Origin of the sequence: Vibrio sp. SBT000027, assembly GCF_963894355.1 — a bacterium.
Classification (GTDB): domain Bacteria; phylum Pseudomonadota; class Gammaproteobacteria; order Enterobacterales; family Vibrionaceae; genus Vibrio; species Vibrio splendidus.
This window is the reverse complement of record NZ_CAWQGD010000001.1, coordinates 825164-849239: the sequence shown is the minus strand read 5'-3', so window position 1 is coordinate 849239 and position 24076 is coordinate 825164. Positions and strand designations below refer to the sequence as shown.

The 24076-nt window shown below is 43.0% G+C and carries 20 protein-coding genes; 6 read left to right on the top strand and 14 right to left on the bottom strand.

The window, feature by feature from the left end; all coding sequences use genetic code 11:
* Positions 1–99 precede the first annotated feature (99 nt).
* Positions 100–1275, bottom strand: a complete 1176-nt coding sequence (locus AACU28_RS03625; protein ID WP_054545657.1) for an MFS transporter — start codon at positions 1273–1275, stop codon at positions 100–102.
* A 300-nt stretch (positions 1276–1575) separates the two neighbouring features.
* On the opposite strand from AACU28_RS03625, the gene AACU28_RS03620 reads away from it, so the two are divergent.
* Positions 1576–2466 carry a LysR family transcriptional regulator gene (locus AACU28_RS03620; protein WP_017082005.1) on the top strand — a complete coding sequence of 297 codons (891 nt, stop codon included), beginning with the start codon at positions 1576–1578 and terminating at the stop codon, positions 2464–2466.
* Positions 2467–2606: 140 nt separating this feature from the next.
* Here the strand turns inward: AACU28_RS03620 and AACU28_RS03615 are convergent, their stop codons facing one another.
* The 6 genes from AACU28_RS03615 to AACU28_RS03590 all read right to left on the bottom strand — a co-directional run bounded on the left by AACU28_RS03615 (position 2607) and on the right by AACU28_RS03590 (position 12550).
* The gene (locus AACU28_RS03615) at positions 2607–7529 is read right to left on the bottom strand and encodes an ATP-binding protein (RefSeq protein WP_121602364.1); all 4923 of its coding nucleotides are present in this window, start codon (positions 7527–7529) and stop codon (positions 2607–2609) included.
* Positions 7522–8547, bottom strand: coding sequence for an HD-GYP domain-containing protein (locus tag AACU28_RS03610; protein ID WP_004731591.1), 1026 nt, complete (start codon positions 8545–8547; stop codon positions 7522–7524). Before AACU28_RS03610 ends, AACU28_RS03615 begins: the two co-directional genes overlap by 8 nt.
* Before the next feature lie 297 nt (positions 8548–8844).
* Entirely contained in the window at positions 8845–9609 is a 765-nt protein-coding gene (locus tag AACU28_RS03605) for an iron ABC transporter ATP-binding protein (RefSeq protein ID WP_102557138.1), read from the bottom strand.
* A gap of 12 nt (positions 9610–9621) precedes the next feature.
* Positions 9622–10572, bottom strand: a complete 951-nt coding sequence (locus AACU28_RS03600) for an iron chelate uptake ABC transporter family permease subunit (RefSeq protein WP_121602363.1) — start codon at positions 10570–10572, stop codon at positions 9622–9624.
* Complete coding sequence (locus AACU28_RS03595) at positions 10565–11518, bottom strand: ABC transporter permease (protein WP_017094729.1); 954 nt, start codon at positions 11516–11518, stop codon at positions 10565–10567. Before AACU28_RS03595 ends, AACU28_RS03600 begins: the two co-directional genes overlap by 8 nt.
* Positions 11519–11617: 99 nt before the next feature.
* Positions 11618–12550, bottom strand: a complete 933-nt coding sequence (locus AACU28_RS03590; protein WP_004731599.1) for a siderophore ABC transporter substrate-binding protein — start codon at positions 12548–12550, stop codon at positions 11618–11620.
* Between the two features lie 950 nt (positions 12551–13500).
* Here AACU28_RS03590 and AACU28_RS03585 point away from each other — a divergent pair.
* Complete coding sequence (locus AACU28_RS03585; RefSeq protein WP_004731601.1) at positions 13501–13710, top strand: hypothetical protein; 210 nt, start codon at positions 13501–13503, stop codon at positions 13708–13710.
* Between the two features lie 231 nt (positions 13711–13941).
* Here AACU28_RS03585 and AACU28_RS03580 read toward each other — a convergent pair whose 3' ends face one another.
* On the bottom strand, positions 13942–14535 hold the full coding sequence (locus AACU28_RS03580) for a hypothetical protein (RefSeq protein ID WP_121602362.1): 594 nt from the start codon (positions 14533–14535) through the stop codon (positions 13942–13944).
* Between the two features lie 266 nt (positions 14536–14801).
* Between AACU28_RS03580 and AACU28_RS03575 the strand changes: the two genes are divergently transcribed.
* On the top strand, positions 14802–14963 hold the full coding sequence (locus AACU28_RS03575) for a hypothetical protein (protein ID WP_181257344.1): 162 nt from the start codon (positions 14802–14804) through the stop codon (positions 14961–14963).
* A 258-nt stretch (positions 14964–15221) separates the two neighbouring features.
* On the top strand, positions 15222–15761 hold the full coding sequence (locus AACU28_RS03570; protein ID WP_029222428.1) for a DUF3332 domain-containing protein: 540 nt from the start codon (positions 15222–15224) through the stop codon (positions 15759–15761).
* A 145-nt stretch (positions 15762–15906) separates the two neighbouring features.
* Here the strand turns inward: AACU28_RS03570 and AACU28_RS03565 are convergent, their stop codons facing one another.
* The 4 genes from AACU28_RS03565 to AACU28_RS03550 are packed head-to-tail and all read right to left on the bottom strand — an operon-like array spanning position 15907 to position 19820.
* Positions 15907–16566: a potassium channel family protein gene (locus tag AACU28_RS03565; RefSeq protein ID WP_004731606.1), complete on the bottom strand. Its 660-nt coding sequence runs from the start codon at positions 16564–16566 to the stop codon at positions 15907–15909.
* Entirely contained in the window at positions 16567–17667 is a 1101-nt protein-coding gene (locus AACU28_RS03560) for an AI-2E family transporter (protein WP_004731609.1), read from the bottom strand.
* Between the two features lie 22 nt (positions 17668–17689).
* Positions 17690–18709 (bottom strand): DUF2955 domain-containing protein, encoded by a 1020-nt coding sequence (locus AACU28_RS03555; RefSeq protein ID WP_102458464.1) that lies wholly within the window; start codon positions 18707–18709, stop codon positions 17690–17692.
* On the bottom strand, positions 18699–19820 hold the full coding sequence (locus AACU28_RS03550) for an HlyD family secretion protein (protein WP_102534991.1): 1122 nt from the start codon (positions 19818–19820) through the stop codon (positions 18699–18701). Before AACU28_RS03550 ends, AACU28_RS03555 begins: the two co-directional genes overlap by 11 nt.
* Positions 19821–19979: 159 nt before the next feature.
* Here AACU28_RS03550 and AACU28_RS03545 point away from each other — a divergent pair, with 159 nt between their 5' ends.
* Entirely contained in the window at positions 19980–20975 is a 996-nt protein-coding gene (locus tag AACU28_RS03545) for an AraC family transcriptional regulator (RefSeq protein WP_004731614.1), read from the top strand.
* 37 nt (positions 20976–21012) lie between these two features.
* Here AACU28_RS03545 and AACU28_RS03540 read toward each other — a convergent pair whose 3' ends face one another.
* Together AACU28_RS03540 and AACU28_RS03535 are read right to left on the bottom strand one after the other, a co-directional pair.
* A complete protein-coding gene (locus AACU28_RS03540) occupies positions 21013–22074 on the bottom strand; it encodes a sensor domain-containing diguanylate cyclase (RefSeq protein ID WP_121602361.1) in 1062 nt (353 codons plus the stop codon).
* 118 nt (positions 22075–22192) lie between these two features.
* On the bottom strand, positions 22193–23197 hold the full coding sequence (locus AACU28_RS03535) for a Solitary outer membrane autotransporter beta-barrel domain (protein WP_121602360.1): 1005 nt from the start codon (positions 23195–23197) through the stop codon (positions 22193–22195).
* Positions 23198–23540: 343 nt separating this feature from the next.
* Between AACU28_RS03535 and AACU28_RS03530 the strand changes: the two genes are divergently transcribed.
* Positions 23541–24008, top strand: coding sequence for a hypothetical protein (locus tag AACU28_RS03530; RefSeq protein WP_017086381.1), 468 nt, complete (start codon positions 23541–23543; stop codon positions 24006–24008).
* Positions 24009–24076 lie beyond the last annotated feature (68 nt).

Sequence of the window (24076 nt, the reverse complement as noted above, 5' to 3'; positions counted from 1 at the left end):
AGCCCTACCGATTTGGTAGGGCTTTTTATTTGTCGTAGTTCGAGATACTAGGGTTCTAATCACAGTAACGAATTTACTGAACCACCATTCGATGAGCCATCACACAGGCTGCTTTTGAATACGCGATTTACGAGCACTAAATGCGAACAGCAAGATAACAGCTAACACGAATGGTAATACGTAGATATTGAGGTTCTGCCACCCTGCTGTCGATTCTAGCCAACCAGAGAGCATCGCTGTAATAGTCACACAGCCAAAGACAATAAATTCATTAAACGCTTGTGCCTTAGCTTTATTCTGCGATTGGTAGGACTGACTAAACAAACCTGTTGCCGCGATAAACATGAAGTTCCAACCCACACCAAGCACAACTAGAGCCGCTCTGAAGTGCCAAATAGATTCGCCATGAATGTTAATCGCGATACAGACGACGAACAGAATCCCGCCTGCCAAGATCATCATTCTTGAGCCAAACCTCTCGATAAGTGATCCGGTAAAAAATGCAGGTACAAACATGCCCAACACGTGCCACTCAATCACGCCAGCAGCTTTCGTAAAGTCAAAACCACAGCCAATCATTGCCAATGGCGTTGCCGTCATCAAAATGTTCATTACAGCGTAAGCAACCATGGCTGCAAAGACCGCACCAATAAAGTTCGGTGCTTTAACGATCACACCTAAAGGATCGGCTTTGGGAGCCTGACTATTAAAAGAGACTTTAGGAAACTGAATGGTTTGTAAAATGAGTAACGCAAGAATGTTCAACCCAATCAAAGAAGCAAAAGCACCAATATACAAGCCATCTGCTGACCATTGTTGAGACATGATCGCTAAGTTAGGCCCGAGTACCGCCGCCAACACTCCACCAGCCATTGATATTGAAATCGCGCGGTGGCGTGCATTTTCGTCACACACTTCGATAGCAGCAAAACGATAAAGCGTGCCAAAACCTATGCCTATCCCAAGTAAGAACGTGGCGAAACAAAACAGATAGAAATTTTGCTGAGACAGTGCGTAAGTGGCAAGGCTAGCCCCTGTAATGCCAACCACATTACCAATGCTAAATCCTCGCTTTCTCCCTAACTTACCTGAAATTAGAGACGCAGGAATAGTGGCTGCCATTAAACCCAAAAACTGCAGTGCAACCGGCAAGGTAATCATGCTCACACTGGGCGCAATCTGCTTGCCGATCAAGCCAATCACAGAGATCAGTAATATGTTACCCGTCATCAACAAGGCCTGACACAGTGAGAGCAGCCAAACATTTCTATTCATCTTCGTTCCTAAATATGAGCACAGTTGGTCAATAGACCAAATAATCAACAAAGTCGCAACACTTTGTTACTCATAGCAACTCTACAAGTCGACCAATAGACCAATAGACCAATAGACCAATAGACCAATATAAATAGTTACTACCACATTGACTTTGATTAGCGTTACTTAAGACGCTAGAGTTGAAATTATCATTACTTAAGATAATAATAATTTTCTGTTATTTATAGGCTTTGTTACTTAGAGACTTTATTACTTATAAGTCTTGTTATTTATAGGCTTTAGCATTTGAAGGTGAGTATGATTAATCCACTTTGGCTCAATACATTTAAGACTCTGGTTGAAGTTGGACATTTCACCCAAACCGCAGAAAAGTTGTACATGACACAACCAGGAGTGAGCCAGCACATCAAGAAGCTTGAACAAGCTTGCAATTGTGACCTGCTTTCTCGGGAAAATAAAAGCTTCGAGCTGACCGAACAGGGTCGGATTATGTATCGCTACGCGCTCAAGCTAGAAAAAGACCAAGAAGATTTATTCGAATCTCTGAGTTTTGACAATCCTTATGCAGGGCAATGTCATCTATCCTGTTCGGGTTCACTCTCTTTACGTCTGTATCCCAAGCTTCTTGAACTGCAGCAGCAACATCAAGACCTCAGCATCAACCTAGAAGCGGCACCGAACAAAAAGATATTGAACGACCTGATCCAAGGCACCACCGATATCGGCATTGTTAGGCACTCCCCAAACGACAGTTACTATCAAAGCCAAGTCATTGGTAAAGAAGCACTCTGCCTCATCGTTCACAGCAGTCTGGCTCACTTAGAGATAACACCACAAGTACTGCACGACATTGGCCTTATTGCGCATCCAGATTCTGCTCACTACCTGTCTTTGTATTTCGACCTGTGTGGAGACAAGGATCTCGCGAACATTAACGTTAATGAAATACCAAGATCTGGCTACATCAATCAGCTTCACCAGATCTTGCTGCCAGTATCGAAAGGGTTAGGCTTTACCGTCTTACCGGCTGGCGCAGTTGAGCACTTCCCAGAAAGAGACAAGTTGCACGTTGTGCCACCCAAAGTAGAGGTTGAGGAAATACTGTATCTGGTTCAAAAACGAAACAGAAAACTGCCGCACCGATACGATACAGTTATCGATCTGATCAAACAAAACGTGAGTGGTTAGAAGCGTTGATTAGTTGATTAGTTGATTAAATTTAAAGCCTTTAACCCAAAAGGTTAAAGGCTTTAATACTGAAGTGCTTGTTATTCAGACAGTAATCGCTATAAGACAGCAACTGTTATATGCCGACTAAGCAAAGCGGCTTATTCCAAGGTATTGAGAACCTCACACGCTCGCTCGAAGTCATAATTATCTAACGCACTTTGCACATCGTTAAGCGCAACAGAATTTGGATACTCTGCAAGTAACTCGGCCACGTATTGCGTTGCATCGTTATCATAAGCTTCCAGCAGCGAGAGCAGCTTAACCCTTTGATCTTCTTTGACCACGGCTCCCATCGCACTCGCTTCACTCATGTATTCTACTTGTGGCTTCACAATCAGGCTTTCCGTTGCTGCAATAAGCTCAACTAACCTCGCCTCACCTTCTCTGAGGGCTTGATCATCACACAAACGATTGTGAGCTTTATCTTCTAACTCCCCCATCAAATCAGCAAACCGGAGGCCGCCAATCGACGCTGCCATACTTTTCAAAGTATGCAGGTTTCTTTCCAGCGTAATCCAATCGTCTTGTGCCAAATTATCAAACGCATCAACCATCATACTTGGCGCACTGCTATGGAACTTCCCAACCAGTTTGTTTTGAAGTTCCGCATCATGATGAGTGAGCTGTTCAAATCGTTGCTGAGAAAACACACTGATCACATTAATGCTGTTAGGTTGACTTGTTAGGTCTTCGAGTTGTTCTGCCTGCCCATCTAACGACGCTACCTTCCCTTCTACCATCACCTCCGGCACGATGTATTTGATGATCAAAGAAGTCGCTTTATCGATGATAATCGGCTTGTCTAAGAAGTCCGTTACACCTGCGTCTCTTGCTCTTTGCTTCGCATCAGCAAACACATTGGCGGACATCGCGATAATAGGAACCTGCGAATCAAACTCACGGATCTGACGCGTCGCTTCAAAGCCATCCATTACGGGCATTTGAAGATCCATAAGAATCATTTCATAGTCATTATTTTTGGCTAGTACTACCGCCTCTTGTCCGTTCTCGGCCAAGTCAGCATTCAACTTCGATCGCTTTAAAAATGCCAATGCTAGGTCTTGGTTTAATTCATTGTCTTCAACCAGTAATACCTTTTGCCCTTTGAACTCGATGTGATAATCCAGCTTGAGCTCTTGTGATTTAAAGTGTGCCAGTTCTTCTGTATCTGACCTAGGCAAAGTGAGAACGAAAGAGAACTCACTGCCCTTACCCAAAACACTTTCGACTGAAATTTTACTGCCCATGGCTTGCACGAGCTTTTGACTGATATTTAGCCCTAGGCCAGTACCTCCAAACTTTCTCGTGGTAGTACTATCTGCCTGACTGAATGCTTGAAAGAGCTTGTGCCTATTTTCTTCTGAAATGCCAATCCCTGTATCGGAAACAACCACCTTCATATTCACGCTGCGATCATTGGATTCGAGATGAGTAACATTCAAAGTCACGTTCCCATGCGATGTAAATTTGATGGCGTTACCAATCAGGTTAAGAATGACTTGGAATAGTCTTAACGGGTCGCCAATCAACGGAGTATCTAGCTCTGGATCTATCGACATAGACAACTTAAGTTGCTTCTCATCCGCTTTCGATTCCATCAACTCAATGACATCTTGGAATGTCGTCACGGGATCAAATGGGATGCTATCAATGACAAGCTGTCCCGCCTCTATCTTAGAGAAGTCGAGGATGTCATTAATAATGCTTAACAGTGAATGCCCCGAACGGTGCACTTTCTCAATATAATTTCGAGCAACAGGGTTAGATATTTCGCCAATGGCCAGATAAGACAAACCAATTATTGCGTTCATTGGCGTTCTAATTTCATGGCTCATATTGGCTAAGAATTCCGATTTAGCTTGGCTAGCCAGATCGGCTCTCTGTTTCTCTTCTTCAAGTTGTTCGTTTAGGCGTTTCATTTCTGAAATATCGAACGCCCAAAATAGTGTTGCTACTTCCCCATCAAGCTCAAGCAAGTAGTAACTAACAAGAGCCACAAAACTACTTCCATCAAACTTCCTAAGCACTAATTCTCGGTTTACGACTTTACCTTTGAGGTTGAGCTCTTTGTATAGCGAATCACGATCAGACAGAGAGTTATAAATATTTTCAACATTTATAGAGTGCAACTCTGTCCGTTCCACTCCGAACAGACGCTTCGCAGTATCATTCGCATAACGAACCTGTTCCTCGACAACCACACTCGCTGCTATTGGTGAAGTGTTCAAAATGTTATAAAGCTGATGTTGTGCTTTGCGAAGCGCTTCTGTCGCGTCATTGGCAATCGCTATTTGCTTTGTGAGTTTTCTATTCCAAAATACGATGATTAAGACGATCACCAACGAAAAAAGTGAAATGGTATAAACCAACTCATAATCAACTTTCTCGATCGATTTTGGCGCAGCCCATTTAGCGGATATTTTTTGGTGATCTTCAGCGGAAATACTGCCAATTGCTTTGTTCACAATAGACAAGAGTAAGGGTTCTGACTTGATGACATGGAACGTTGGCGACAAAAAGAAATCCAATCGACCAATAATACCAATCCCTCGATAGCCAAATGAATCGATCAAGTAATTGAGGATGTCAACGGTATCAATTATAGCGTCAAGGTCACCAGAATCGACCCGTTCTAAGCCATCATTAGTTGCTGCTACAAGAGACCAGTTTATATCTGGGTAACTGTCTACGATGGCTTCTGTGTTAGCGCCTCCCTCTAAAATACCGATTTTCCAACCAGCAGCTTCTTCTAAGACGAGGCTATTCACATCTCGCCTTGAGGCAATGGCCAAACGACTAGAAAATAACTGTTTGCCCGCTTTCACGTTTTCGCCAAGTGAACGATTTTCCACCGCGGCGGAGACAAGGTGCACTTGTCTGTGATCCACAAGTCGTCGAGTCTCTTGCCAACTGCCGACATCGACATGTTTCATGCGTAAGCCTGTTTTCTGTTCAATCAGCTTAAGGTAATCATCGATCATCCCGATGTATTCCCCGGAGCCCGACACGGCCTCATAAGGCAAAGAGTTAGGATCAATACCGATTTTCAAAACTGGATTAGACTTTACCCATTGACGTTCATTTTGGTTGAGGTTCAGAAGTTCGCCAGTCAAGTTGTTTGATTGGTAAATATCTGAGATATAGCGCTGTGCTCCTTCTCCAAACGTATTAAATTGCTCAATCGCAGGAAAATAAACATAGTTTCCTTCCACTGAATCCACATCAAAATAGAACGTCATAAACCCGGCATTACTGCTACCCGTTTGTGTTTTATATCCAGCGCCTTTCGTCACCGATGACAGCTTAGACGTGTTTTTCCTATCCAATGATGGCGTTGATACATCGCCTAAAAACCAAGATTCAAGCGGTCGTTTATTATTGTCTGCGAGCGCCGTGATCACAGTGAAAGTATTATCTGCATCAAATATATCAAAAATCTTAGGTAATTCGTCAAAGCGATCATTCACGATAAAATACGCTGAGATTTGAGCAATAATATCGGCTTTCTTCAGAACCGGAGTCAAATCGTTCTTAACTTGTGTTCTAAGAATTTGTTCGAAATCGCTATCTTCATTCTTGAGATTTTTCAATGCAGCATTAAAGCGATCTCTTAATTCAGAGCCTCTAAAATCAACATAGATGGGGTAGCTCACTTTATATTCTTCATGCAGCTCAATTTCACGCATTTCAATAAACCGCGTGTTAGTCACAAACCAAGTTAACACGCGTCTTTCTACCATCAATAAGTCTACATTTTGAGCTCTCAATTGGGAGAACGCTGATTCCAAGCTATCGAGATCTTCTGTACGTTCAATACTCAATTGGCTATTCAGTACTTCTACCGAGTTTTTAATTGGTGATGTTTCATCAAATAGCAAAGCACCCAATGACAGATTCTTTGCTGACTTTAAATCCAAGTTACGCCTCTTTAATGAGACAGGGACAAAATCAACATCCATAACCTTATCACTGACGAAGTGCAACGAGGGGTCATCAGGTTGAACGCCTGAAACAAATGATATTGAGTTGTTGTTATCGATAGCTTGCCTAGCAGCACTTCGAGAAAGAGTGACAACGTCACCAAGTCGAAAACCCATATCATTCAAAGCTCTTTGCATCAGGTCATGCTCCAACCCTACTGACGTGCTATCTGGGTACATGTAAGGCGGATTCCCGAAGCCAAATACACCTTTCACTGGAGAGCGGTAAGGCGAACCATCTAACCATTTAGATAGAATTCGGTTCTTTTTACTTATATCAAACGTCTCAATTTGTTGATTCAATAAGCTAAGTAATTCAATGTCGCTAGAACGAACAACCATAGCCGCCTTTATATTTTTCCAACGATCGAGTACGTAATTAACCGCTAGATTTTCTACACCACTTTTATGAGCAAGATCCATTGTGGTCACAGGTTCAGCCAGCAGGCCATCAACAGAACCATCCTCCAAAGCTCGAATAGCATCAATGGAAGTATCGAACTCAACCGCCTCAATAGAGCTAAGCTGCACGCCAGATCGCTCCAGGTCGATACTATCTCGAACCATGGCAATTCGCCTCTTTGCCTCTTGCTCAATTTTATTGTTGAGGTGATCATCGGTAGGAAGAATGACGGCAATTTGGTACGAGATATAAGGATCAGTTTGAAGGAAACGCCCTCCTTCACTGGGATCAAACTGTTGAAACGGAAACACATCGCCTTTCCCGTCTAACAAAGCTTGCTTTGCTTCAGAGTGAGAGTCCACGCTAATGAAATTAACTTTGACTTTAAATCGCTCTTCAAGATCATTAGCCCAGTCACGAATGATGCCATCAACTTTTCCATCGTCACCGATAAATGAGTAAGGATAATGACTGGACAGCGCAATGAATGTCACTTCAAGTTTAGTATCTTGCCATCGGTTTGCTTCTTGGTCGGGTGCCGTTTCTGCATTCACGCTTGTCACAAAACTCGCCAAGGCAATGAGCAGAAATAGGGATTTAACGTAACGATTAATCAGTACAACCCAACGATCACTCATCTCTAAATTTCTCTTTAATTGCTAGAATCTCAGGTAACTTTAGAAAAAACATATCGACGATAGTCGGATCAAAATGCTTGCCTTTCTGTTCTTCAAACAAGCTCAGTGCCTCATCGACACTCCAAGCTTTCTTATAAGGACGCTCTGCTGTCAGGGCATCAAATACGTCAGCAACGGCCGCAATTCGTCCGACCAATGGAATATCTTCGCCGGCTATCTGGTTTGGGTAACCGCTGCCATCCCACTTTTCATGGTGATACTGCGCGACTTGAATGGCCATACGCATCAGTTTGGAATCGCCCTGCCTACCAAGGATTTCAACACCGAACTCGACGTGTTTCTGCATGGTAGTCCATTCATCGGCATCCAATTTGCCTGGCTTCAGTAACACGCTGTCAGGAATGCCAATCTTGCCAATATCATGCATTGGCGCGGCATCACGCAAGGTCTCGGCATCTTCGTCTGTCATGCCCAAGGCTTTGGCTAATATCTCGCAATAATGGCTCATGCGCATAACGTGCATGCCCGTCTCGTTATCTTTAAATTCAGCCGCTCTACCCAATATGTTGAGCGTTTCCAGTTTACCGAGATTGATCTCTTGGGTTTTCTCTTTCACCTGACTAAACAGCGCGCGTTGTTGGTCATAAAGAGCAATATGGGTTTTTACACGCTGAAGTGCGATTTCTGGGGTAATGGGTTTCGTTAAATAATCAACAGCACCTAAGGACAAGCCTTTTACTTCGGCTTCAGGACCAATCTTTGCGGTAACGAATATAATGGGGATATGCGCAGTATTTGGCTGGGCTTTTAATTGACGGCACACTTCGTAGCCATCGATGTCAGGCATCATGATATCAAGGAGAATAAGGTCTGGCTGTGGCACCATCTTCGCTATTTTGATACCGATAGTACCGTTAATCGCGACCTTAACTTGATAGGTATCTTTGAGGATTGCCGTTAACACATCTAAGTTACTTGGGGTGTCATCCACGACTAACACTATAGGTTTACGACTCATTGACACCTCTTATAAAAATCAAACAGTTATAAACATAGTGTAGATGGGTTTTCGTACCTCTCAACATGAAAATGACAAATGATTGTTAAAAATGAAGAGTCGATCTTCGAGTGACATCAAACTAACGGTTTGATCCTCGTCTGATGTCAAAAATACGGCAGAGATTGGCGTATAACACAAGAGGGAATATGCTTTCTTGGACATATGAACCATACGAAAAGAGCTCCTCATATGGGAGCTCTTTTCATTTCGGCAACTAGGGATTAAAGCAGGCTAGAGACCCCGTAACCTACCTACCTAACGACCAGAATAATACATACAGATTCGAACGCCATCGAACTCACGAATCTCAAATGGGATCTCGTAGATCGATTCCATCACTGATTTTTCAACCACTTCCGAAACCTTACCCGACTTAACCACTTGGCCCTTCTTCATCGCGACAATGTTATCTGAGTAACAAGAAGCAAAGTTGATGTCGTGAATCACGATCACCACCGCTTTATTAAACTCATGCGCTAGACGACGCAACGTCTGCATGATTTCGACCGAGTGTTTAATATCAAGATTGTTCAGTGGCTCATCTAAGAACACATAATCCGTATCTTGCGCCACAACCATCGCGATAAACGCCATTTGACGCTGACCGCCACTGAGCTCATCTAGGTATTTGTTTTGAATATCGGTAATACCAAGGTGCTCTAACGCCGTATCGACGATCTTATGATCTTCGTCTTTCAAGCGGCCTTGAGAGTGTGGGAAACGACCAAAACAGACTAACTCACGAATCGTAAATCGCATATTGATGTTGTTTGATTGTCTTAACACGGCAAGGTGCTTGGCTAGCTCTTTGGTATCCCACTCAGCCAGTAACTTATCGCCAATGACTACTTCACCTGCGTCACTGTCTGTTAAGCGGCTCGCCATTGAAAGCAGTGTACTTTTACCCGCACCATTTGGGCCAATGATAGAAGTCACTTCTCCTTTCGGAAACATAGCACTGGCATCATCAACCACGAGTGACTTGCCATACTTCTTAGTTAAACCTGTTAATTTAATCACTACTTACTACCTTTACTGAATTCTGGTGCGTAACAACAAGAACATAAAATACAAACCACCGACTAAGTTAATGATCACACTCACTGTGGTTTCAAACGCCATTACTTTTTCGATAAACCATTGGCCTGAAACCAAGAGCACTACCGCTAACAAACTGCTTGCGATGATAAGCACACGATGTTGATAAGATTTGAATATCTGACGAGCTAAGCTCACGGTGATTAAACCAAAGAACAACACAGGGCCAACCAAAGCAGTCGATACCGCGACCATCACTGACACAATCACCAAAGTAATCTGAGTCAGTCGTTTTGTGTTCACACCCAAGCTTGTTGCGTTATCAACACCAAGCCAAAGTACATCAAGCTTAGGCGCTAACAACCACAGGCCAAGCAAGCTCAAACCTAATGGAATAAGGCTAAGGTAAACCAGTTCGCCTTTCACGTTATTGAAGCTTGCGAACATCACATTCTGCAGCACCGCGAATTCATTGGGATCAATCAACATCGCAAGGAAGTTCGCTAAGCTCGAGAATACGCTGCCACACACGATGCCTATTAAAAGCAGTGTGAAAACGTTATTTCGCTTGCTCTTAAAGTAGAAATGGAACAAAGCAAACGAGAACAAGATCATCACAGTTACAGACATCGAAAAGTTTGCGATTGAATCAATCACCCAGAAGCTAGCACTGCCAAACACAAACAGAAGTACCGTTTGAACCAGCATATACAAGCTATCAAAGCCCAAGATGGATGGGGTTAGAATTCGATTATTAGTAATAGTTTGGAACACCAATGACGATGCAGAAATCGCCACCGCCGCCAACACAATCGACAGCAGTTTGGGTAGTCTCAGAGACAAGAAGAACTCATAGTTATCCCACGAAAGTCCCTGCCCCACAAATACTGCCGCCATACACAAAGACGCGATGGTCAGAATCGCAATTTTTACTGAATCACGCATTCGACTTGTCTCTCATGATTAGGTAGATAAAAATCAAGCCACCAAAGATGCTGATTACCATCGAGATTGGAATCTCATAAGGGAAGATGACAATTCGAGCTAACAAGTCACAAACCAATACCAAGATCACGCCCCAGTAGGCTGTCCAAGGCAGAATCTTCTTCATGTTATCGCCCATCATCAGCGACACGATATTCGGCACGATAAGGCCAAGGAATGGGATAACACCGACGATCATCACTACAGAAGAGGCACAGATAGCGACCAATGCAACACCAATGAAGACGATCTTCTGGTAATTCAAGCCGATGTTTTTCGCAAAGCTCTCGCCAATACTCGCCGCACTGAACTGACTCGCGAAGTAGTAAGCCAACACACAAGCAGGCACTGCGAGGTAAAGAATTTCATAGCTGCCTTGCAACACACTCGCAAAGTTCGCCATTGTCCATGCCGACATGGTTTGTACTAAGTCGTACTTATAAGCAATAAAGGTTGTTAGAGACGAAACAACGTTGCCATACATGATGCCAATCAAAGGCACCAATACCGCGTTCTTAAACTTCAGGTGTTGTAGAAAGCGGACCAATAGCATGGTGCCAAACACTGCAAACGCGAAGATAAAGCCTAAGTAGCTCCATTGCGCAGCATTGCCCAGAACCAGAATACCGACTATGTACCCAAGCATGGCGCAGTCAATGGTGCCCATAGTCGAAGGTGCGGCAAACTTGTTCTGCACGATCTGTTGCATGATCAAGCCAGCGACACTCAAGCCCGCACCGGCAAGCACAATCGCGAACAGTCGAGGGATTCGACTAACAACATAAATAGAGTTGGCGTGTTGGTTGCCATTGAAGAAGTCGCTAAAACTGATCTCAGCGACTCCAATCATCAATGACATAACGCATAACACAACAAGAAATACAGCAGCTGCAATGGGTTTTAACATAGAAATAATACTAAAGGTAAGGCTCTTTGAGTCCGTATGAAAAGTGAAAAAGGGCTTATAAGAACGCTCTTATAAGCCCGAATATCTGATGATTAGTAACTATTGAATCGTACGCTCAATATCACCTAACATTCGGTGAATCGCTGTCACGCCACCACCCGCCAAATACCAAGCACTTGAATCAAGGTAAACGATGTTGCCTTGCTGCGCTGCAGGTGTCGCCGCAACTAATGGGTTATCAAACAGCTGTTGTGCGCGACCTTCTGATTTGCCAATCGCTTTTTCGCGGTCAAGAACGTAAAGCACTTCAGGTTTTGCGTCAGCAATGTATTCGAACGAGATTAGGTTGCCGTGAGTCCCTTTAATTGGAGCCACTGTCGCACTCTTTGACTCCTCGAAACCAAAATCATCAAAAATTATCGAGAAGCGGCTGCCCTTATTGAACATCGCAATGTTGTTGCCGTTGTTCATCAGCATCATTGCTGACGTTTCGTCAGACGCGACTTTGTCGTTTACCGCCGTGATAGACGCTTGAGTCTCTTTGATGATCGCTTCTACTTCAGCTTGCTTACCAAAGATGTCACCTAGCGCGCGCCAGTTTTGCTGAGCATCAGCCCAGTATTTATCACCTTCAATAGAGAACATGACCGTTGGAGCGATTTGTGCCAGCTTGTCGTAAACCTTAAGCATGCGGTTTTCCGCGATAATGATGTCAGGCTTCAACATGTAGATAGCTTCAAAATCAGGTTCACTCAATGATCCTGTATTTGCTGTCGTTTCTTTGTACGAAGCCAGGTAATCGGGCAGCAAGCTATGAGGCGCACCAACTGGCTGTACACCAATTTGATCAAGCACATCCAAGCTACCAAAGCCAAGTACCACAACGCGCTGTGGTACTTCAGTAAACTGCGCCGTGCCCTTTACGTGTTCAATGGTCACGGTTTTCGCTTGAGCGGTCATCAGTAATGATGATGCAAGAACGATGGCAAGCCCGCTTAACAACTGGCGAACTGAATTGATTGTTTTCTTCATGTTTCTTCCTTTGTCATTGATACTAGCCACCACTCATGACAATGAAAGTCACATTACTCATAGGCGAGTATGGGGCGTACACAACGGCTAAATAACGATAATTTAAAGTCTGTCATTGCTTTGATAACAAACCCGTAACGCAAGTGAGAACTATTATCAATTATATTTGCGTTAAACTGGCGACACAACAACTTTATTATTCAGAAATGTAAAAGTGAGTATTCATATTTTGCGTAGTCAGGAGAGATGCTAGGGATCAGAAATAACAAAAAGACGCGAAGAGGAAAATGATCATCAATCTGAAGAATAAACTGATGGGGAAAAGTACTCGAAAGCCCTGAAATCACAACGCTAAACTCCAGAATCACAACGCTCAACCTCAGAGTTACGAATTGAAATTTACAATGTAAAGATTATATATAACAGAGGCTTAATCATCACTAAATTAGCTGAACAAATAAAACTACTAATGACAAAGAACACAAAGCGGTGCAAAGCCAAACATCGGTCAGGTATCATGGTGAATTATCGGTCCTTCGCTCATTTAACTCTCAACAAGCGACGGCAAATCATTCAAAAATATTTTTAAATTTAATTAAAAATAGAGTTGCAATTCAAAAAACTAGGCGTATAGTTCGCCACTTGGCTCTAATCTATAGAGCTGTTAATGCTAAAGTAAGTCCAAGTTCCTCAAAGACAGTTCTCGATTTCCTCGTTACACCATCTCTGCGTCAGCTTTCACCTAGATAGTCATTCAATAGCTTTTAAATTCGATCCTCACTACCGATCTATCGTCATTCGCTCTTTTGCTAGCGAAGTCAAAATAGATCGATCACTTAAATATAAATGTAATAAACACAAGGCACAGTTATGTCACGCAGAACAACACGACAAACCCATTGGTACCAACTATCACGCGACAAATCAGTCAATAAACTAAAAGGTAATAAATGCTCAAGATTAAAATAGACTTACACAAAGAAGAAATTTCATGGGTCACAGAGATTCGACAGCTCAATAGCGATATACTCCACCGCCACATATTGCCCAAGCTACAACATCACAGTTATCTCATCGATTTTGAATTTAATGAACGAGAAAGCATCGGAACTATTGTTTCAGGCAACGGAAACACCCTAGGACATTTCACACTCCTATAGCATTTCCCAAAGGCTACAAAAAGAAACACCGTTTAGTCCCAAAGATGTAAAAGATGTCACCCTCAATTCGCTCTAGCAGAACAAAATAGAGTAGAAGTAAAACAGAACAGAAACCTAGCCCTTTTTGCATTTCACACGCGGCTAACGCTAGCTAGGTTATCGTACTTCTATTGAAACCAACTTATATCAAACTCTGAATCACCAATGAGTCATTATCATTGCATTCATGGACTAATAAGTTAACGGTATCGACCTTAACTTCTGATCAAGAGTATATAAGTGTTCTGCAGCTTGCATGTGTTGAGGGTAATCACTGAATTTCTCACGATTCTCCTCATTCATCTTACATGTCTCATCCACCAGCATTAACTTCCAATACAGCTTTGTTGTATGCAGCATCGCCAATAACGGTTTGAACACCTCTTTCTCATAAGCTTGAATCAATTCTTCAATCAACTCGTCACGTTCGTCTTCGCTTGCGATTGAACCCTCGGTTGCCGACAACACTTTTTGATACTTCAGGTTTTGTTGCAGCTTACCCATGACCGTTTGGTTTTCTTCCGCTAACTCAACAAGCTTCGCCTTAATGATGTTTACCCAATTCGCTTGGCTCAGTACTGTGTCATCAACGCTGGTAAAGTTTTCTCGTATTTGTCGTTCAACGTCTTTTTGAGCTTTCTTTAAAACCGCACGCACCTTTTGAAAAGGCAACTGATACTCCTTACTCAGCTCGATAATCAGCTTATGAAAACCACCATTTGGAAGGTGTAAGTTTTCCTTAAACGTCGCCATTGCAGCTTCTTGCTGATCGGTAAGGTGAGTCATTCTGTTTCCTATTCTTTATCACTTATGGTGCTGAGCCCGCGATCATACCACTATATAACCTCGTTTTTTCGGTAACTTGATAGGTTACATCTAGGTACGTACTTAATTTCTCTCAACACGTTATCTTTTGGCTAGTTTTCACACTACTTGGCATTAAATGGTAAGTTTCTATCAATGAATATTCGTACATTAGTCGCACAGGGTATATCGCCAGACAGGAGTCATTACTTACATATGAAAGACAACCGCGAGAAATGAGAAACCATATGACCTATTCAGAATACAAAGAATCCGATCTGCATAAGTGCGTTAGCGTTGGTGCAGAAGCAACGGTATCAATCGCCAAGTTTACCGTTAAAGCCACTACCCTTTTATTTCGATTTGTCCGCTGGCTTGTCGTATCGGCCTATTCTTATGTGATGAAGTAATTCTGTATTGGAGTCGTTGTTTTCATTACGACTTATCCAAATACTCAAAGCGCGCCCTATTAGGTCGCGCTTTTTTTATGCTCCGATTTTTGTAGCCAGCTTTTCTATGTCCGTTTTTCTAGATCTAGCTTGTGATGCTTAAAGTACATAACCAATTTTCTATCGTCAGTGGCGTTAAATGGTAAAACTCTGAATCGAATAAAAACCATACTACACCTGTTCCAACAAAACAGACTTCTAACTTATACAGGTACTAAAATGAAAAAGATTGCACTTAAAATTGTAGGACTAACGGTTTTGGCTTCTGCGCTAACTGGTTGTATCGGCAGCAACGCCGTAACAGGGAAAGTGATGAAATTTAACGTTGAAGTTGTCGATAACCGCTATGCTCGTGCAGGTGTAAACTTCTTATTAGCGCCTGTGTACGGTATTACAACCGCAGCCGACTATGTCGTATTCAACTCACTTGAATTTTGGACAGGTAAAAACCCAATCAGTGGCTCACCACACGTATTTGATACAAAAACAGATACGCACTTCGAAGTGAACGACGACCTAGACCCAAGCCTGAAAGAAGCCCCTGTAGGCCCAATTTCAAACAATCGCACGATTGAAACGGGTGAGATGATTAAGATTGACGAAAACACGGTTCAAATGGACATCGTCTATACCTCTGGTGAAACGGCAACTCTGACAGGTATCAAAGAGGGGCAAAACGTTAGTTATTACATGGATGGTCAGCTTGTGTCACAAACGACCATCGCTGAATTAGAGAAGATACAAGGCACTGAAGCTTAAGGTTTGTAGCTCACACTAAGGCATAAGATTCGTAGCCCATAGGGAGTTCAATCTCAAAGCTAGGTTTGACTTTAAAAAGCGTAAAACAGAACAAGCCCGGGAATTGCCGGGCTTGTTTGTATATGATCTATTCTTTGTATCCGCTCTATTGGGATTGAGACTGTGTAAGCCGAATACTCACCAAACTCGCCACCATTATGGCCAAGTAAAAACTGCCGATAATGGATTCCATAAACACGAAGAACTGAGCAATAGGTAATGCCGGTGATATGTCACCATAGCCAACCGTAGTCAACGTGATAAAGCTAAAGTACATCGCATTAAACAAATTGGTTAGCCAGATTTGCTCTTCTAACCCATTAAAGGCGTTGGGAAATATTTCTAAAATCAACAAGTAGATGGTCGACCAAGCGAACCCCAACAACAAGTAAATACAGATTGACCCAATAATGTGATTGGGCGTCACCGTTTTGGCTTTCATCACCTGTTTCAACGCCGAGTAAATGTGTGAAAACAAGAACACAGCCAACGCTGATAGCGTCACTATCGACAGGTTATAGCCTTCCAAAAACGAAAACACACCAGACACTAGCGCCGTAATCAATAACAGCCCATACCAAGAGCGATACAAAGCTCGCTCTTTATGGATACCAACAATTGAACTCGCCAGCGTAATGATGATGAGAAATAGTATTGTTTTCTGGCCTTGCGGATAAAACTGCTGCATCACCGCGCAACCAAAAAACAACACCAACAGTGCATAGAATAAGAAGTAGAAGTTGTCGTCTTTAGAGACTGGCTTCATCTATTTTTCCTCTGCCTCTGCTGGTTTTTTCTCAGTTTCTTGTTGGTTTTTCTCTTCAAGCCCAAGCCACGCCATCATCAGCTCATAGCTTAAACTCAGTATCACAGCACCAACAAACAGACCAACAATTCCCGACATTGCCATTCCGCCCAGTGCGCCGAGTAAAATAACCAACATTGGAATGTGAGAGCCACGGCTCAGTAGTACTGGCTTCAAGATAGCGTCACTGCCGCTCACCAAAATACACCACACTAAGAACAAGCTCGCCGCCAGTGTCGATTCAACACTGAACATGTAAATAATGGCAGGTAACAAAGCAAGAATCGGCGGCAACTGAATAATAGCGACCAGTAACACCGCTAGCGCCCACAATGCCGCGGCCGGAACACCCGCGATAACCAAACCAATTGCCGACATGATAGATTGAATAACAGCAACACCAATCACACCTTGCACAACGCTGCGCACAGTCGATTTAGATAACTGCACGAGCTCTACGCCTTTGCCATCCGTTAAACGAACCACTAAGTGAGTCACACCGGTTTGACATTTGTCGGCGTTACTCATGAACGCACCTGCAATGATGGTTGAGATAATAAATTGGACAAAACCACCGCCCAATGAGCCTAAGATCGATGCCATTTTAGAAGCAAATACCTTAAGTTCGTCTGCATACGTGATAAACACGCCCTCTATATTCGAAGAAGCATGGACCAAGGCGGCATAGACTCTTTCGCCAACTAATGGGATATCTTGCAAGGACTCTTTGGGTTTCGGCAGAGACAAGGTTCCGTCCTGTAGCCCTGTCATTAGGTCCGAAGCGCTAGTGTAAATACCGGAAGAGAGCGCAACTAAAGGAATGAGCAGTAACAGTACTCCGATAAAGCTCAGTAACGCGCTGGCTTTTCCTTTCGACATTCCCGTCTTATTTGAAATTGCGACAGCAACTGGATAGAGCGCAGTCGCAATGATCGCCCCCCAAATAACCAATAGAATGAATGGGCGCAAAATCGAGAAACACCAATACACGAGCATGGCAATTGCTGCGATCTTGATGGCAGCGTCTATCGCCTGTTTTGAAAAATCATCGGTTAACTTCATGAGACGTCCTTGTAAGACATAATTAAGGCTGATTTTGTAAGAACTTCCAATTCCGAGTTTCTAGGAATAAAGAAGCCAAAATCATATATATACCAATTAACACTAATTGGAATATGCGTATAAGAGTGTTGCTATCGATGTCGCCTGAGCTCATCAAAGTGCTACCGACAAGTACTAACAACGTACTAAATGCAGTGGCGAAAATCGGCGCTTTTTCGGGAACCGTGTAGATCTTCTTGGCGATCACAATAGCGACCAAGCCTATGAATAAAGAGTAGAAGATAATATTAGGAACAATCGAAAGGATTGAAAAAGCCGCTATCGCGAGCAATCCCCCGATACCGTTACTTATCACTAGAAAAGCACTCAACTTTATCGACTTCTCTGACGTAATCATCAACGATAACAGCGCAATGAACATCATTGTCAATAAAGCTTCAGATATTTGAAAGATAAAGAAAAAACATACCACTGGATAGGAGATAATCATCGCTCTAAAGGCTGCATACCAACGCTGTTTCTTTTCGAGTGGCGCAGCAGCGAAGCCTGAGAACTCCGATTTAGGCTCAGGGAAAAATACATGCACTAACGCAAAGATCATCACTGAAACCACCCCAGAAGTTGCTAAGCCAGATGCCAGCATTACCGAAACGCCAGGGTTATCAATCGCCATGAATGGCAGCATCAAGACAGCAATCAACAATATGGTGGCGAAAAGGTTCCATTTAGGGTCGACAAACAAGTAGTAACCCCACAGCATCATTAACCCCACCAAAATCAGCAATGGAATTGGGTAATGGGTAATTCCTCGCGACAGCAATAAACCTAACCCCATCGTCACCACAACGGCCAAGAGCAATTCGTAGACCGTTTCCTTATGGAGGTTTGGTTTATCAATTAGGAACTTAGCAGTGAACACTGGCGCCACAAACGCAAGTGGCCAGTTTATCCACGCCGCCAAGAAAACAGCCAACGTGACCCCGACAGTAAATCGCAGGATACGTTGCTGTGTTTGTTGGTCAGGAATCGGCTTATCGGACATAAGACAATACGCTAATCAGACGAATCCATACCTTGCCTATCGCGTTGAACACAAAGTTGTCACCGCTATATACAATCACATCCGCTTGGCCACCCACTCGGAGCATGCCTGTCACTTCTTCATTATCAAATTCAATGGTGATAGGAAGCATCTGTGTTTGGCGCAACCAACCCGTTTGTTGGCTAGCTTGCGCAAGCTTACCTGCTTGATCATTTTGCCCCCAATCAACACCCCAATCGATGCTACTTACGCGCCCTTTTACCACTTTGCCCGGTGCGAAATCCAATGCCACTTCAACTTCATCACCGACCGTTACATTACCTAGGCTGTTCTCTCGATAATAAGCTTCGATCCAAATATCTTCGGTTGAAACAAAGGTCATGATTGCTTGCCCTGCCGATGCATAAAACCCTTCAGACAGGCTAAAGTTAGAAACACCACCTTGTGTCGGCGCGGTAATCACGGTGCGCTCTAGGTTCAATTGAGCTTGTTCAAGTGCCAGCAACGCCGCTTTCACTTGGCTATTTTCTTGTCCCTCTTTACCCATTTGTTGCTTCGCACCTTCAAGATCAGCCTCTGCATTCACAACCGCTGCTCGAGAGGTCGCTAATGCTGCTCGCGCTTTATCTGCATCTGATTTAGAAACCACACCTTTGTCTGCCATCTCTAAAACACGCTTGGCTTGCAGTTTGGTGTTTTGTCTTTCAACAATCGCTGAAGTGAGTTTCGCTTGAGCTGAAGCAATGCTCGCGGTTTGAGCACCGACATTTTGGCCTGCAATCTCTAAATTTTGCTCGGCTTGTTGTACTGCAATTTTGTAATCAGACTCATCTAAAATGGCTAACTTGTCGCCTTGATTAACCAGTTGGTTAGGTTGAACCAGTATATCGAGTACTTTACCCGACACCTCTGGCTTGATTGGAACGATATAACCTTTTACACGAGCATTATCAGTAATAGGGATGATTCGGTCTGAAATGACACTGAAGATCAACATGAATGCAACGAACAACAATAGGTAGTTTGTGACCTTTCTTACTTTGTCTTTTCCATTTTCTTGCTGGCCAACATCTTCATTGGCTTCTTGCTTATTCCCTTTGGTTTCTGACATGGGACTCCCTTCTAGATAACTAACATCAACAAAATTAATACTTTAAAAATAAACCCAGCGATGGAAAACTCAAGTAAATAGGGTTAGATTTAGTAAACAAAACGTTGCAAATGATATGCACGTCTAATAATGCAACAATATATACAGGATTGTATTCCAATGACCTCTAGTCACTACCAAGTCCCGGTAATTCAAACGAACTACGCTAAAATTCTGGTTCAGGTTTTTTCTGACTATGGTCTTGATTTACATCTGTTGCTTAAAGATTCCGGTTTACCACCCGACCTTATCGAATCAGAAAGTGATTTTGTGCCATCGGAATCCATTAAGCGTTTAATTTATCTTACATCGGCACAACTCGGCGTATCTCGGTTCACCGATATTCTTGGACTCGCATTTCGACGTCGAATCATCCCAAATGTCTTGCATCAATTTACCGAATTCGAAACCATTGGTGATGCACTAAAACAGATCAATTCAATCTTTGCCTATGATTCACCAGGCAGCAAAGTCGAGTTTATTCAAGAACACGGTCAGAGCTGGTTTTGTCGAACCGCCCCCGAAGACAATTCCCCTATGTTTCAATGGGGGGAAGCTTTTGCGATTACATATATCATTGAATTAATAACCATTTTATCCCAATCCCCATGGTTACCTAATAAGGTGCGTCTGCAAGGGCATGACATCGATGTCGTCAAAACACTGGTGCCAAGTAGCTGCCAACTGTTTGTTGATCAATCGTCGACGGCTGTACTTATTCCTGAAGAAATCTTACAACTCCCAATTCGCCTAACCTCTAAAGAACTCAGTGCTAAACCGACACTTATTGAGTGGCACACCAGCTTTACCGATAGCGTTTATGAGCTTCTAAAGCCGTACATGAAAGAACAAGATCTCTCTCTTGAAGAAGCCGCTGAGCTACTCAACTTTTCGGTGCGAACGTTCCAACGTAAACTCAAGAACGAAAACACCACTTATCGAAAAATCAAAGAGAACCTGATGTTTTCGGTAGCTTGCGAACTGATGGAAGAGGGTCACACGCTGACCTACATCTCTAGCCAGCTCGGTTACACCAACATCTCGCATTTTTCTCGTGCGTTTAAGCGTGTGTCTGGTCTTACTCCGAAGATTTACCAACGCTCAATCTCGGCTTAGATACCACTCTCACCGATTAGCTAAGTGTGACCAACTCTTAGCCAAGGGCAATAGGTATCGCGCAGCCTGGGCTAGAGCTACACACTCTATTTCGTCCGTTACCTTTAGCGCGGTAAAGTGCCTTATCTGCACTGCGATAGGTCGCTTCGGCTTGCGCCTGTATTTCAGACACACCACTGCTTACGGTCAGGTTCAATGTTGTCCCTTTGGCAATCACTTCTTTCAATCGATACATCGCCTCAAACGCTTCTGCTAAATTGGTTTCAGGCATCAAGATAGCGAACTCCTCGCCGCCTACTCGCGCGACGATGTCGGTGTCTCGACTGTTATTTCGCAACAATTCAGCGACCTCTTTCAGCGCTGAATCACCTTGGTCATGACCATGATTATCATTGATGGCCTTGAAATGATCTAAATCGATTAACGCCAAACAAGAGTGCGTGTAACCATAACGCTCCGCTAAGTTTGAATAATGGTTAAGATCTTTATCAAAACGGCGGCGGTTCCAGCACCCTGTGAGAGAATCTGTGTCCACCAACATTCTTAATCGACGTTCTAATACTTTGCGTCGACTAATATCGGTAAAGGTCACCACATATTTATTATTGTGCGACAGTATTTCAACTAACTTTTCGACAACCACATTCACAGTAAAATGTTCACCAAGTCGACTGACTCCACTCAACTCACCCTTCCATCTCTGGTTTTCCTTGAGTGAGCGAGTAATGGTCGATATTAAACTGCTGTTATTCATAAAACAGAGATCAGAAATCGGGCGAGACTCGACTTGATTAAAGGCATAACCTGAAACTCTAGAGAATTGTTGATTAACTTGTATTACCCTCAATTGACTATCGAGGACAATAAAACCAGCGACGCCATCAATGATCGCTTCCGACAAGCTATTATTGCTTTGAGCCATTTCATGTTGATATAGGCGTGCAGTAATGAGGGTGCTGAGAAAAAACAACGCGCATACAGAAAAAGCCATGGCTGCCGAAGAAGCCATACTCAATAACCACAAGCTAACTGCCATATTAAGGGCAAGTGTAGACACCACGTATAGCGGCATTTTTCGGTCAAAACTTAACTTATTCATAGTCTGCTCTAGTGATGGGCGAATGACTATGATGGCTAAGTTTTCACTAAGATATTTACCATTTTACGACACATACAAATTCAAATTATATGAGTACCATTAAGATCAACAACTTATGCTAATTATTGAGTAAGAATAGCAAGCTACCGCCACTGAGTGAGCTGCCATAATTGAAGTTAATTCCAATCCCGAAGTTGTCAAAAAAGTAAGAATCGTAAGGCACATCAAATACTAATCCGGCCCCGAATTCATAGTAATAGTGCGTATCTAAAGGAGCAGTCAAATCACCCGCGACATCGATTCTTGTTAAGTTATAGTGGATTTGAGGGTTATTAAGCGACCAAGCATCGAGCGCTACATTTTGCCTAAACTCTAGTTCATTAATGAATCGCATCCCTTCTGGGTTACCGATATCGCCATCGTTCGCTTCGCCCCAGCCTGTTCCATAAAAGTAACGAACTCTTGAAGACACATTCCAACTGCCCCACTCCTTTGGTTGCAAGTATTGAAGTTTGACTGAAGGTTCTGCAACAAGCGCCCATGCTGATGTATTCAACGCGTAGCCGTCTAGCTGAGATTGAAATGCTTGAGAGTAGCTGTTGTTGTATTCGTATTTATTGCGGTAATAGAGCAAGTGAGTGCCTAATCCATAGGCGATAGACCAATGTTGGTTTAAATGGTTTTGCCCTCCGAAAAAGCCATACAGGCCCAATACCGAGTCTTCATTTGGATTAACACGACGGTCAGGAGTCACATCTGATGAGATCTCAATATCCTGTTCAGAAAGCGCATAAGACCCTCGCACAGACCAAATAAGGTCAAAGTCAGGGTCATCCGTTTTAATCACGGAAGAGTAAGGGATGGAGCCCACACTCACTTGGCTTCGAGTATCGATGGTTTTATCTGAGCCAAAACCACTGTCGTTTAAATTGATAAACGAATTAGGATCAAAATCCACAAAGCCAATTGAAATGGCATCGCTGTCAGTCAGCGCAATTGACACAGAAAATATCTTCTCTAAGCGGTTCTGAATCAATTCATTGGATGCATAGGCTGAGGAAGAACTGAGGCCCATTATGAGCAGAATAATAGAACGGGGATAGTACGATAGGGGTGAAAGCATTAAGTTGACTCCATTCAAACTTATGCTTTAAGTGTAATTGGTAACTTAACTAATTCAATCAGAGAGTTAACGGTGTGGTTGATACTGCTCTCAGTTCCAACTGCAAGAGCGTTGCTAAATCGATGGCTCCCCAAAGTTCTTCTACGTCTTGGATTCTAAAATGAATAATCATATGCGCCTCTGCCTAAATTGGAGTCTTATCTTGGATCATTCTTAAAACCCTTACTTACCATAATGCGCCAAACTGACTTTAAGACCTGTTTCGCATATAAAACAATAAGCGGTTGAAAATTATAGGGTTAACTCCTAAGTTTTTTATAACCCTTTACTCAGGAAGAAGTAGATGAGCAATATAGAAAAAGTATATGGATTTAATACGCCCCAACGACTCTTTGTCGGTTACACGCTCGCCGTACTCGTTGATTTAACGGTTCTTAATTTTTTTGATGAATACTGGGACTTCGTCAATATCGAGTCTTTCACTATCTCATTTGCAGCTGCGATTCTGCTACAACTCCTGCTCAAACTGTCTATTGGCTTAGAACATAGGCTCGCAGATTACTTCAAGTCTAAACCCGGCACTGCGCCTAAGATTTATCGTGGTTTATCCAGTTACGTCATCTTAGTAGGTTCTAAGTTTGTAATGTTGGAAGCCATCAATATCTTGTTTGGCGACAAGGTAGACTTTACAGGCCCATGGAATGGTGTCGTAGCGTTCTTCGCTGTGGTATTCACGATTTTGGTCGCAGAGATTATTGTTTCAAAGATCTACTTCGCACTCGATGACACGCCCAAAGCCGAAAAAGCATAGCCGCTTTTGATACAGACCTAAGACAAAAAAGTGAGCCAAACAGGTTCACTTTTACATCTATTCTTTAC